Below are 11842 nucleotides of genomic sequence, written 5' to 3'. Positions count from 1 at the left end.
TAGTGCCGACAAAGGCAATTCACCGGCGTAAGCGAGCCTCGTGACCTCTAGTTCGGTGTTGTTCGCAGCGATACCTTTCGACAACAAGGCGTTAACAAACCGGAAGCCGGCCCGGTCCCCGCCTCCCCCGATAACTCGTGTCCCGAGGTGTGCGATGACCACTGTCGAATCCCGGCCGACGACGCCGTCAGTGCTGTCCGACCGGCCCAACGCCCCCACCAGGCTGATCGTCGCCATGGCGCTCGCCATGCTCGGCGCCTACCTGACGATCCTCACCCCGGTCATCGTCAGCATGTCGATCCGGGTCGCGCAGATCGCCCCGGACGACAAGTCCGCGGCCCTCGGCACGGTGCTCTCGGTCGGCGCGGTCCTCGCGCTGCTCGGCAACCCGTTCTTCGGCGCGATGTCCGACCGGACCACGTCGCGGCTCGGCCGCCGCCGCCCCTGGCTGCTCGGCGGCATGCTGGTCGGCACGGCCGGGCTGCTGATCGTCTCGCTCGGCGGCAACATCCCGACGCTGACCGCCGGCTGGGCGCTCGCGCAGCTCGGCATCAACGCGACCCTGGCCACGCTGACCGCGCTGCTGCCCGACCAGATCCCGCCCCAGCAGCGCGGCAAGGTGAGCGGCATCCTCGGCCTGATGACCTCGGTCGCGATCCTGCTCGGCAGCGCGCTCGCCGCGGCGCTCTCCGGCAACGCGCTGCTGATGTTCATGGTCCCGGCGCTGATCGGGATCGCCACGGTCGTGCTGCTCGTGACGATCCTCAAGGACCGCCCGGCGGAGAAGGGACACTTCGCGCCGTACGGCGTCAAGGAGTTCGCGCGGACCTTCTACATCAGCCCGCGGCGCCACCCGGACTTCGCCTGGAACATCCTCAGCCGGTTCCTGATCTGGATGGGGCTGGCCGCTGTCACCACGTACGAGAGTTACCTGCTGATCGACCGGTTCGGGTACACCACCGACAACGTCGCGACCGGGGTGCTGGTGGCCACCTTGATCACCACGGTCGGCCTGGTCGCCGGGTCGTCGTTCGGCGGGACGCTCTCCGACCGTACCGGCCGGCGCAGGCCCTTCGTGCTCGGCGCGGGCCTGGTCGTCGCCGCGTCGCTGGTGATCATCGCGTTCGCGCACAGCTTCCCGCTCTTCCTGGTCGCGGTCGGCCTCTTCGGCGTCGGCGAGGGCGTCTACCTCGCTGTCGACCTGGCGCTCGCCACCGACGTGCTGCCGAACCCGGACGACGCCGCCAAGGACATGGGCGTGCTGAACATCGCGAACGCGCTGCCGCAGTCGCTGGTGCCGATCCTGGCCGCGCCGATCCTCGCGGTCGGGTCCGGCGGCTCGAACTACACCCTGCTCTTCCTGCTCGGCGCGGTCGTCGCGGTGGCCGGCTCCCTGCTGGTCCAGATGGTCCGCGGCGCTCGCTGAAATCGTCAAGGAGCAAGACATGCACGACTACCAGAACCCTGAACTCCCCATCGAGGAGCGGGTCACCGATCTGCTCGGCCGGATGACCCTGGCCGAGAAGGCCGGACTGATGTTCCACACGATGGCCGCGATCAACCCGGACGGCACCCCCGCGGCCGGCGACGCGATGATCCCGGCCACCGAGGACCTGATCCGGAACGGCGGGCTGAACCACTTCAACATCCTGACCTTCGGCCCGGTCACGCCCCGGAAGATCGCCGAGTGGCACAACCGGATCCAGGAGATCGCCGCGGACACCCGGCTCGGCATCCCGGTCACGGTCGCCACGGACCCGCGCCACGGCGTGATCGACAACCCCGCCGCCTCGGCGTCCGCCGGCGGGTTCTCGGCCTGGCCCGAGCCGATCGGTCTGGGAGCGACCAAAGACCCCGAGTTGGTACGCCGTTTCGCCGACATCGCGCGGCAGGAGTACCTGGCGGCCGGCATCCGCGTCGCCCTGCACCCGATGGCCGACCTGGCCACCGAGCCGCGGTGGGCGCGCACCAGCGGCACGCTCGGCTCCGACGCCGACGTGGTGTCGGCGCTGATCACGGCGTACGTGCAAGGGTTCCAAGGTTCGTCGCTCGGCCCGGACAGCGTGGTCGCGATGGTCAAGCACTTCCCCGGCGCCGGCCCGCAGAAGGGCGGTGAGGACGCGCACTTCGCCTACGGGCGGGAGCAGGTCTACCCGGGCGGGATGTGGGACTACCACCTGAAGCCGTTCGAGGCGGCGTTCGCGGCCGGGGCGGCGCAGATCATGCCGTACTACGGGATGCCGGTCGACACCACCTATGAAGAGGTCGGCTTCGGCTTCAACCGGCAGGTGATCGAGGGGTTGCTGCGGCAGCGGTACGGCTTCGACGGCGTGGTCTGCACCGACTGGGGCCTGGTCACCGACGCGGAGATCATGGGCACGCCGATGCCGGCCCGCGCCTGGGGCGTCGAGCACCTCGACCGCCACGCCCGCGTCCTGAAGATCATCGAGGCGGGGGCGGACCAGCTCGGCGGCGAGCAGTGCCCGGAACTGATCATCGACCTGGTCGCCTCCGGCCGCCTGAGCGAGTCCCGCGTCGACGTCTCGGTCCGGCGGATCCTGCGCGACAAGTTCCGTCTGGGGCTGTTCGACGACCGTCGCTTCGTCGACCCGGCCGCCGCCGAGACGATCGCCGGCCGGCCTTCGTTCCGCGCCGAGGGACTGGAGGGGCAGCGCCGCTCGATCGTCGTCCTCACCGACCGCCCCTCCCCCGCAGACTCGCCCTCCGCCGCAGGCTCGGCTTCCGACGCAGGCTCGGCTTCCGCCGCGGGGCCGGTGCTGCCGCTGGGCGAAGGGATCACCGTCTACCTGGACGGGGTCGAGCCGGCGGTGGCGGCCGACTACGCCAAGGTCACCGACGACCCGGCCCTCGCCGACGTCGCGATCGTCCGGCGGGCCGCGCCCTACGAACCCCGCGGCGGCGGCTTCGAGGCGTTCTTCCACGCCGGCCGGCTCGCCTGGACGGACGAGGAACTCGCCCCGGTCCTCCAGCTCGCCGGCACCCTGCCGACCGTCGTCGACGTCTGGCTGGACCGCCCGGCCGTCCTCACCCCGCTCGCCGGGAAGGCCGCCGCGCTGGTGGGCACGTTCGGGGTGAGCGACGTGGCCCTGCTGGACGTGCTGTTCGGGCGGGCGCCCGCCACCGGCACGCTGCCGTTCGAGCTGCCGTCGTCGATGGCCGCGGTCGAGGCCTCCCGCGAGGACGTGCCGAACGACACGAAGGACCCGCTCTTCCCGTACGGCCATGGGCTCGTGATCTGACGGCACGTGAAGCACCGAACGCCCGGTCGCGCCTCGCGCGCGGCCGGGCGTCGTCCTTTCCCACCTGGACGATCAGGGCGAACAGCAGCGCCGCCACCGTCACCGCCGTCCGCGGCCGGATGCCAGAGGTGCACCCGCGAGTGGAAACACCCTTGCCGACCAGCCCCGGGCCGCCGGCTGGACCCCACGGGTCAAACCGCACGCGGAAGCACGCCTGGCGTCCAGCCGCAACCGCCGGCTGGACGCCAGGTGTCAATCAACACGCGGACACGCCCCTGAGGTCCAGCCGGGGACAGCGGGCTGGGCCTCAGGGGCGTGTCGATCAGTGCGGGGTCAGTGCGCCATCGCGGGCGGCGCGTCCGGGTCCACGTCGAGCGGCCCGGTGCGGAACAGCACCGCCGCCACCACCGCGGCCAGGACGAAGAAGCCGGCCGACCACCAGAACACCGTGTGGTAGCTCTCCAGCGCCGCCTGCGCCTGCACCATCGGCGTCGGCTGCTTGCCGGCGATGTAGTCGGTGGCCGCGCTGGCCGCGAACGAGCTGAGCAGCGCCGTGCCGATGGAGCCACCGATCTGCTGCACCGTGTTGATCATCGCGGAGGCCACGCCCGCGTCCCGGTGCTCGACGCCCGCGGTCGCGGCGTTCTGCGTCGGCGCGAAGACCAGGCCGAGTCCCAGACCGATGATGATCAGACCCGGGAGAACCCCACTCGCGTACGTCGAGTCCAGCTCGAGCCGGGTCAGGAAGACCATGCCGCCGGCCGCGACGAGCGCGCCGAGCGGGACCAGCGGGCGCGGCCCGATCTTCGGCGTGAGGATCGAGCCCGCGGTGGTCGCGGTCAGCATGATCGCGCCGAGCATCGGCAGGAACGCGAGGCCGGTCTTCACCGGGGTGAAGTGCAGGATCGACGACAGGTAGTAGGTGAGGAAGAGGAAGATGCCGAACATGCCGGCGCCGGCGATCGCGATCGACGCGTACGACCCGCCGCGGTTGCGGTCCAGGACGACGCGCAGCGGCAGCAGCGGGTGCTGCACCCGGAGCTCGATCAGCACGAAGACGATCAGGGCGACCACGCCGATCGCGATCGGGCCGAGCGTCCAGCCCGCGGTCCAGCCGTCGGTCTCCGCCTTGCCGAGACCGTAGACCAGGCCGACCAGGCCGACGACGGCGGCGATCGTGCCGGGGACGTCGATCCGGCCGTGCGCGGCGACCGGCTCGTCCTTCAGCTTGAGCAGCGCGCCGGCCACGGCGATCGCGGCGATCACCAGGTTGACGTAGAGGCACCAGCGCCACGACACGTACTCGGTGAGCACGCCGCCGAGCAGCAGGCCGATGCCGCCGCCGGCGCCGGAGATCGCGCCGAAGATGCCGAACGCCTTGCCGCGCTCGGCGGGCTCGGTGAACGTGGTGGAGAGCAGCGAGAGCGCGGCCGGGGCCAGCGCCGCGCCGAACGCGCCCTGCAGCGCGCGGGCCACGATCAGCATCTCGAGGCCGTTGGCCGCGCCACCGAGCGCCGAGGCCAGGGCGAAGCCGATCAGGCCGATCAGGAACATCTTCTTGCGGCCGACGAAGTCCGACAGGCGGCCGCCGAGCAGCAGCAGGCTGCCGAAGGCGAGCGCGTAACCGGTGACGACCCACTGGCGGTCGGCGTCGGAGAAGGCGAGGTCGGCCTGGGCGGTCGGCAACGCAATGTTCACGATCGTGGCATCAAGAACCACCATCAGCTGCGCTAAAGCTAGAACGACGAGCGCCCACCAGCGCCCGTTATCGGACGCGGCGCCGACCGGCGCCTCACGTCCGGCTCCCCGGGGTCGATCAGTAAGCGTGCTCATCGTTGCCTTTCCAGAAGTTGAGGTACGCCCTCCACTTCGGCAGGCTAGCAGCAGAAGTTGAGGAATCACCTCCACTTAGTTGTAGGCTTCGACACATGACCGAGACCGCCCGCCCGCTCCGCCGTGACGCGCAGCGCAACCGGGAGCGGATCCTTCTCGCCGCCCACGACGTGTTCGCCACCCGCGGGTTCGCCGCGACGCTGGACGATGTCGCGCACCACGCCGGCGTCGGCGTCGGCACCGTCTACCGGCGGTTCCCGACCAAGGAGGCGCTGATCGAGGCCCTCTTCGCCGACCGGCTGGAGGACCTGGTCTCCCTCGCCGAGGACGCGCTGGCCCTGCCCTCCGGGTGGGACGGGCTGACCATGCTGCTGCGCCGCTCGGTCGGGATGCACGCGGTCGACCGCGGCCTGCGTGACGCGGCGCTCTGCATCGGCATCGACAAGCACCACTTCGCCAAGGTCGGCGAGCACTTGTTGCCGCTGGTCCAGGACATCTTCGACCGCGCGCACGCGGAGGGCTCGCTGCGCGCCGACGTCGGCATCCACGACCTGCCGATCATCATGGCCACCGTCACCGACCTGGCCCGGCACACTCCCCCGGGCCGGCCGGAGATCTTCCGCCGCTTCCTCGAGGTGGTCATCGACGGCCTGCGCGCCTCCCCGGAGAACGGAGACCTCGGCCCGGCGATCACCCAGGAGGACGTCGAGGCGATCGTGCACGACTGCGTGCCACCGATCGAGCCCCGCCGCCGCACCTGACGATCAAGATCAAGGCCGCGTTTCCCGTACGCCGTGACTATGGACGTCGTCCGGACCCTCTCGGCACGTGCGTCAGGGCTGGGCTTTTTCGGACACGCCCAGCATCGTCTGCCAGCGGGCCAGGTTGTGCCGGGCGTCCACCAGCGCGTCGTGCCGCCCGGACATCTCGGGCAGCGCCGGGCGCCCCAGATCGTCCCACCGCTGGCGCAGGTCCTTCGTGAACCGGGGGATCTCCCGCGGCAGCGCCGGCATGGCGCCCCACAGCTGGGCCAGCGCGACGTGGTCATACGCCGCGTACCACGCCCAGAGTTCCATCTGCTCGTTGCGGCCGCGCAGCGGCTCCATCAGGAACTCGTAGAGGTCGTCGCGGATCCGCTCCCGGCTGCGCCAGGACTTGTCGGCCGGGGACGGGAGCTTGTCGAGGACGTTGCGGCGCACCCAGGGCACGGCGCGGCTGTCGTCGAACTCCGTGGACACCGCGTAGAACTCGCGGCCGAACTCGTCGACGACACCGATCGAGACGAGGTCGACCAGCCGGCCGTCCTCGATGAACTCGCAGTCGTAGAAATACCGATACACCATTGCGGTACATCCTCGCCCATCGTCATCCGGGCATGGACTCCAGGGCCTCCCTCGCCAACTCCAGGCCGGTCAGGCATCCCGCGCGCGCCGATCGGTCGGCCAGCACGGCCCAGCGCAACCGCAGCAGCACCGGCAGCGCCACCTCCAGCTCGTCGGCGGCGACCGGGCCGGCCGCGCGGTACCCGTCGAGGAACTCGGCCGCCCGCTCCGGGCCACCGGCGTAGAGCACCGCCGCCGCCACGTCGTAGACCAGCGGCCCGGTCCCGCACGCGCCACAGTGCATCAGGCCGGAGCGGCCGGTCGCGGCGTCCAGCACGAACGCGTCCGGTGCGGGGTCGCCGTGCAGGACGCCGTACGTCAGCCGGTCGGTGACCGTCAGCCGGATCGCCGCCGTGACCGCCGCCGTGACCGCGCCGCGCAGCCAGGGTTCCGCGTCCAGATGCGGCGCGTCCGGGTCGATCGGCTGCCACGGGCGCAGGCCGGGGTGCCGGAAGCCCTCCAGAGCCCGGTGCACGGCTCCCAGCCGCTCGCCCCACCACTGCTGGTCCACCGGGTCAGCGCCGTCCAGATGACGCCCGGGTGGCCGGCGCAGGACCGCGAGCGCGCCGTACGCCGTCTCCACGGTGAGCGCACCGCCCAGCGTCCGGACCGGCTCGCCGGCCTCCATGCGCACGCCGCGCAGGTGGATCGCGGCGGCCAGCCCGGCCTCGACCGGCAGTCGCGCGGCGCTCTCCGCGAGCCGGGCCACATAGCGGTCGCTCCCGGCCAGGACCTCCCAGCCGCGCGACATCACCGCCATCGGCAGCTCGGTGATCTCGGACGGAGACAGGTGCCACTCGTCGCGCAGCACCGTTCGCACAATCTCGTCTTCCGGCACGGCGGGATTATCGCGGCACACCACCCAAATCCGACGGACAGGCAGGGCGACAATCACAGAAGGCGATGGGGTGTTTACAGAAAGCGACCGAAGCGACATGATCGTGGGTGGCGAGCTTCGATGTCCGGAGTAGAAATGGCGTTCGGAGCGCGTCATGTGCTAAGAGTGATCGTTCGCGTCGTGGGGCCGGCGCTCGCCGGGTCGACGCGGTCCCCAATCGGGGGAGGGATAACGTCGTGGACCATCGCCTGCCGGATTCCGGCGACGCACTGACCGGCGTGGAGATGTTCGCCGGGCTTGAGCCGGATGTGCGACAGCGGGTCATCGCCACGGCGGTTCCTCGCCACTACCGGAAAGGGCAGATCCTCTTCGTCGAGCACGACCCCGGGGACTCCCTGATCATCATGAAACGGGGCGCGGTCGCGGTCTTCCGCACCGCGCCGACCGGTGAGCGCGCGGTCCTCACCGTCGTGCGACCACCCGACGTGCTGGGTGAGGTGTCGCTGCTCGACGCGTCCACCCGCAGTGCCTCCGCCGAGGCGATCGAGGACTCGCAGGCGCTCTCGCTGTCCCGCGCCGCGTTCATGGACCTCGTCCACTCGAACCCGCGCATCCTGGACGCCGTGATGCGCTCCGTCGGCGGCCTGATCCGCCGCCTCACCGAGCAGAACGCGGACCACGTCTTCCTCGACCTGCCCGGCCGCGTCGCCAAGACCCTGGTCCGCCTCTCCGGCGAGAGCCAGGCCCCGATGATCACCATCGAGCTGAACCAGAGCCAGCTCGCCGAGATGGCCGGTGGCTCGCGGCAGAGCGTCAACCAGGCGATCGGCTCGTTCGCCAACCGCGGCTGGCTGCGCACCGAGGGCCGCCGCATCGTGGTCACCGACGTCCAGGCGTTGAAGCGCCGGGCCGGCATGAACTAGCAACCCCTTCACGCGTACGGCGGACGGAGCCCACCATCGGGCCCCGTCCACCTCGTCGTGCCTTCCCACCCGTGATGCGGACTCCCGCCGACCCTCAATGCGGAGCGCTACCCGACGGCCGCCGGCCCGCCCGCCCGCGATACGGAGCACTCACGGGGCGCACGGCCGGGCAGCCCGGCCGTGCCGAGTCGCACGCGAGGCTCCGGCCCGGTCCGGCTCGTGGCGCGGGTCGCGGTCCCGGCTGGTGCTCACGGTTGTCATGAGGCACGAATGACAACCGTGAGCACCAGCCGGCAAGAGCGAGCCGCGCCGCCGGCCGAGCCGGGATCACCTCGCGGCACGGCTCGCACGGGGCGGCGGCGGGCCTGGGGCGCTGCTCACGACGTACGCGCGAAGGGGTCAGGGTCTAAGCGGGCTGGGGCTGGGGGTCCTTGAGCTTCGAGGCGTAGACGTCCACGTACTCGCGGCCGGAGAGGGCCATCAGCTCGAACATGATCTCGTCGGTGATGGCGCGTTCGACGAACCGGTCGCCCCGGGAGCTCGCGTAGCGGGAGAAGTCGAGCGGCTGGCCGATCCGCATGCGCACCCGCTTGACCGTGGGGATCAGCGTGCCGGTCGGCTGGATCTCGTCGGTGTTGAGCAGGGCCACCGGGACGACCACGGCGCCGCTCTCCAGGGCGAGCCGGGCGACGCCGGTCTTGCCGCGGTAGAGCCGGCCGTCCGGCGAGCGGGTGCCCTCCGGATAGATGCCGGCGATGTTGCCCTCGCGCAGCACCCGCAGGAGCGTGTCGAGCGCCGCCTGGGCGGCCTCACCGCCCGAACGGTCCACCGGGATCGTCCCCGCGCCGACGAAGAACATCCGCGAGAACCACCCCTTGATCCCCTTGCCGGTGAAGTATTCAGCTTTGGCGACGAAGGTCACTTTCCGCTTCATCACCAATGGGGTGAATATCGAGTCGGAGAACGAGAGATGGTTACAGGCCAGGATCACCGGGCCGGAGCGCGGCACGTTCTCCAGGCCCTCGACCTTGGGCCGGAAGACGAGCCTCAGCACGGGTCCGAGGACCACCAACTTGAGCAGCCAGTAGAACACTGCCGTCCTTTCAGCGGATGCCGCCGGCGTCCCGGGGCGCAAGAAGGGTACGAAGCGGGGGCGGCACGCCACAACGCACTCCCGCAACAGGCGCCCGCCGTGTCACCATTCAAGGCACGGTCGGCGAGGAGGGTGTGCATCGGTGACAGCGGGTGGCGCCCGTCGCGGGCGGCGGGACAACGGACTCGACGCGACTGACTACGCGGTCGCGGGCGACGTGGACCCACGCGTGGGTGAGCACCTGCTCGACGTGCTGGCCGCCGGTGGCATCGCGGCATACTTGCAGCCCACGGCGGATCTCAATCCGATCCTGCGGGCGACGACCCTGCCGGCCCGGCCGATCGACCGGCTCTACGTGGACCGGACCCATCTGCAGACCGCGCGGGATCACCTGCAGCAGGTGACCGGCGGCGCGCCGCCCACCCCGCCGGCCGAGCCCGTTCCGGCGCCCCGGCCGCAGGCCGAGGTGGACGCCGAGTGGGAGAAGATCATCGCCGGCTTCCACACCACTGTCGAGCCGGAGACGGCGTCCTGGCCCGAGGCCGAGGGCACCACGTCCGACACGAAGGCCCGGCCGGTCGGTGAGGACGGGCGCCCGGTCAACCGGCGGCGCACCGATCCCCCGCCGGAGCCGGTCTTCTACCCGGTCCTCGACCCGTTCGGCTTCCCCGACGTCGCGGAGGAGGACGAGCGGTATGTGCCGCCACCGCCCCCACCGCTGCCCAAGATTTCGAAGTACGCGGCGTTCGGCATCCTCGGCGTCCTCCTCGGGTTCGTGCTCTTCCTGTTCCCGACGCTGATCCCGATCGACTCGTTCTTCGTGATGCTCTTCGGTTTCGCGGCGATCGTGGGCGGGGCGGTCACGCTGGTGTGGCGTCTGCGGTCGGGCGACGACGACGACGAGTTCGACGACGGTGCCGTGGTCTGAATCGGTCACGTCGTCGCCATCCCACCCAGGGCATCGACAGAGTTGAGTTTCATGACGGTAACCTACGGTGATGCGTCAGAGTTCGCTCGTCGTCGTCGCCAACCGACTGCCCCTCGATGACAGCGCCGCCCGGGACGGCGCCTGCGAGTGGCGCCGCAGCCCCGGCGGGCTGAGCGGGGCGTTGCACGCGATCCTCCAGCAGACCCCGGCCACCTGGGTCGGCTGGGACGGCGAGGTGGGCCTGGCACCCCGGCTGCCCGACCTCGGGGCGGTCCGGCTGCGGCCCGTCGCGCTCACCGCCGCCGAGCAGGCCGGCTACTACGAGGGGTTCGCCAACTCGACGCTGTGGCCGCTCTACCACGACGCGGTCCAGCAGCCGGTGTTCCAGCGCGAGTGGTGGGAGACGTACCGGTCGGTCAACCAGCGCTTCGCCGAGGCGGCCGCCGAGGTGGCCGGCAAGCACGCCGCCGTGTGGGTGCAGGACTATCACCTGCAACTGGTGCCGCAGATGCTCCGGGAACTGCGACCCGACCTGCTGATCGGCTTCTTCATGCACGTGCCGTTCCCGCCGCCGGAACTGTTCATGCAGCTTCCCCGCCGGGTCGAGCTGATCCGCGGGATGCTCGGCGCGGACCTCGTCGGCTTCCAGCGCGAACAGGCCGCCCACAACCTCGCGCAACTGGCGCAGAAACTGCTCGGCGCCGAGGCGAGCGACGACGCGATCATCGTCGACGGGCGGACCGTGCGGACCGGCGCGTTCCCGGTCTCCATCGACGTCGCGGAGATGCGCGCCCTGGCCACCCGGCCGGACGTCGTCAAGCAGGTGGAACAACTCCGGCACGATCTCGGTGAGGCGAAGCGGGTGCTGGTCAGCGTGGACCGGCTGGACTACACCAAGGGGATCGAGCACCGGCTGACGGCGTACCGGGAGTTGCTGCGGGACGGTCACGTGAAGGTCCGGGACACCGTGCTGGTGCAGGTCGCGGTGCCCAGCCGGGAACGGGTCGAGAGCTACCGCGAGCTGCGCGACCGGATCGAGGGCGAGGTCGGGCGGATCAACGGGGAGTACGGACGGGTCGGCGAGCCGGCCATCCACTACCTGAACCAGCCGTTCACCCGGGCGCAGCTGGCGGCGCTCTACCAGACCGCCGACGTGATGGTGGTGACGCCGCTGCGAGACGGGATGAACCTGGTCGCCAAGGAGTTCGTGGCCGCCCGGGAGGACGGGGCGGGAGCGCTGGTCCTCAGCGAGTTCGCCGGGGCGGCGGCGGAACTGTCGCAGGCGTTCCTGGTGAACCCGCACGACGTGGATGATCTGAAACAGACACTGTTGCGGGCGCTGGAGGCGAGTCCCGAGGATCGGGCCGCGCGGATGGAGGCCATGCGGCGGCATCTCGCGGAGCACGACATCCTGGCGTGGGCCCGGGCGTATCTGACCGAGCTGGATCACACGGGGCGGCTCGCGCGTCGCTTCATCGGCCGCGCCTGACCTCACCCTGCGCAGCCGGCGCACGTCGCCCTCGAAGCGCCCGCCCCTCCCCCGGCCACGCCCAGCCACCCAGCCCGACCTGCCCCCAGCCCAGCG

The 11842-nt window shown here is 71.1% G+C and carries 10 protein-coding genes; 6 read left to right on the top strand and 4 right to left on the bottom strand.

Annotation, left to right across the window (positions count from 1 at the left end; translation table 11 throughout):
* Window positions 1-154 precede the first annotated feature (154 nt).
* Entirely contained in the window at window positions 155-1426 is a 1272-nt protein-coding gene (locus tag Acy02nite_RS05520; RefSeq protein ID WP_203738686.1) for an MFS transporter, read from the top strand.
* A 19-nt stretch (window positions 1427-1445) separates the two neighbouring features.
* Window positions 1446-3260 (top strand): glycoside hydrolase family 3 protein, encoded by a 1815-nt coding sequence (locus tag Acy02nite_RS05515; RefSeq protein ID WP_203738685.1) that lies wholly within the window; start codon window positions 1446-1448, stop codon window positions 3258-3260.
* Window positions 3261-3593: 333 nt separating this feature from the next.
* On the opposite strand, the gene Acy02nite_RS05510 is transcribed toward Acy02nite_RS05515, so the two are convergent.
* Entirely contained in the window at window positions 3594-5093 is a 1500-nt protein-coding gene (locus tag Acy02nite_RS05510; RefSeq protein WP_203738684.1) for a DHA2 family efflux MFS transporter permease subunit, read from the bottom strand.
* 95 nt (window positions 5094-5188) lie between these two features.
* On the opposite strand from Acy02nite_RS05510, the gene Acy02nite_RS05505 reads away from it, so the two are divergent.
* The gene (locus Acy02nite_RS05505; RefSeq protein ID WP_203738683.1) at window positions 5189-5854 is read left to right on the top strand and encodes a TetR/AcrR family transcriptional regulator; all 666 of its coding nucleotides are present in this window, start codon (window positions 5189-5191) and stop codon (window positions 5852-5854) included.
* 72 nt (window positions 5855-5926) lie between these two features.
* Here the strand turns inward: Acy02nite_RS05505 and Acy02nite_RS05500 are convergent, their stop codons facing one another.
* Window positions 5927-6436 carry a polyadenylate-specific 3'-exoribonuclease AS gene (locus Acy02nite_RS05500; protein ID WP_203738682.1) on the bottom strand — a complete coding sequence of 170 codons (510 nt, stop codon included), beginning with the start codon at window positions 6434-6436 and terminating at the stop codon, window positions 5927-5929.
* 22 nt (window positions 6437-6458) lie between these two features.
* Window positions 6459-7313, bottom strand: coding sequence for a phosphotransferase enzyme family protein (locus tag Acy02nite_RS05495; protein ID WP_239174253.1), 855 nt, complete (start codon window positions 7311-7313; stop codon window positions 6459-6461).
* Between the two features lie 236 nt (window positions 7314-7549).
* Between Acy02nite_RS05495 and Acy02nite_RS05490 the strand changes: the two genes are divergently transcribed.
* Entirely contained in the window at window positions 7550-8236 is a 687-nt protein-coding gene (locus Acy02nite_RS05490) for a Crp/Fnr family transcriptional regulator (RefSeq protein ID WP_014441566.1), read from the top strand.
* A gap of 406 nt (window positions 8237-8642) precedes the next feature.
* Here the strand turns inward: Acy02nite_RS05490 and Acy02nite_RS05485 are convergent, their stop codons facing one another.
* Window positions 8643-9329: a lysophospholipid acyltransferase family protein gene (locus Acy02nite_RS05485; protein WP_203738681.1), complete on the bottom strand. Its 687-nt coding sequence runs from the start codon at window positions 9327-9329 to the stop codon at window positions 8643-8645.
* 142 nt (window positions 9330-9471) lie between these two features.
* Between Acy02nite_RS05485 and Acy02nite_RS05480 the strand changes: the two genes are divergently transcribed.
* Both Acy02nite_RS05480 and Acy02nite_RS05475 read left to right on the top strand, forming a co-directional pair.
* Window positions 9472-10257 (top strand): DUF308 domain-containing protein, encoded by a 786-nt coding sequence (locus Acy02nite_RS05480; protein ID WP_203738680.1) that lies wholly within the window; start codon window positions 9472-9474, stop codon window positions 10255-10257.
* Between the two features lie 70 nt (window positions 10258-10327).
* On the top strand, window positions 10328-11746 hold the full coding sequence (locus Acy02nite_RS05475; protein ID WP_203738679.1) for an alpha,alpha-trehalose-phosphate synthase (UDP-forming): 1419 nt from the start codon (window positions 10328-10330) through the stop codon (window positions 11744-11746).
* Window positions 11747-11842: the final 96 nt, after the last annotated feature.

The sequence above is a fragment of the Actinoplanes cyaneus genome, from assembly GCF_016862095.1.
In the GTDB taxonomy this organism is placed as follows: Bacteria; Actinomycetota; Actinomycetes; order Mycobacteriales; family Micromonosporaceae; genus Actinoplanes; species Actinoplanes cyaneus.
The sequence above is the reverse complement of the archived record's forward strand: the minus strand, read 5'-3'. Positions and strand labels throughout refer to the sequence as shown.

Coding starts and splice junctions, on each gene's coding strand:
- Acy02nite_RS05475 (WP_203738679.1), top strand. CDS start 10,328: ATGCGTCAGAGTTCGCTCGTCGTCGTCGCCAACCGACTGCCCCTCGAT.
- Acy02nite_RS05515 (WP_203738685.1), top strand. CDS start 1,446: ATGCACGACTACCAGAACCCTGAACTCCCCATCGAGGAGCGGGTCACC.
- Acy02nite_RS05520 (WP_203738686.1), top strand. CDS start 155: ATGACCACTGTCGAATCCCGGCCGACGACGCCGTCAGTGCTGTCCGAC.
- Acy02nite_RS05510 (WP_203738684.1), bottom strand. CDS start 5,093: ATGAGCACGCTTACTGATCGACCCCGGGGAGCCGGACGTGAGGCGCCG.
- Acy02nite_RS05505 (WP_203738683.1), top strand. CDS start 5,189: ATGACCGAGACCGCCCGCCCGCTCCGCCGTGACGCGCAGCGCAACCGG.
- Acy02nite_RS05500 (WP_203738682.1), bottom strand. CDS start 6,436: ATGGTGTATCGGTATTTCTACGACTGCGAGTTCATCGAGGACGGCCGG.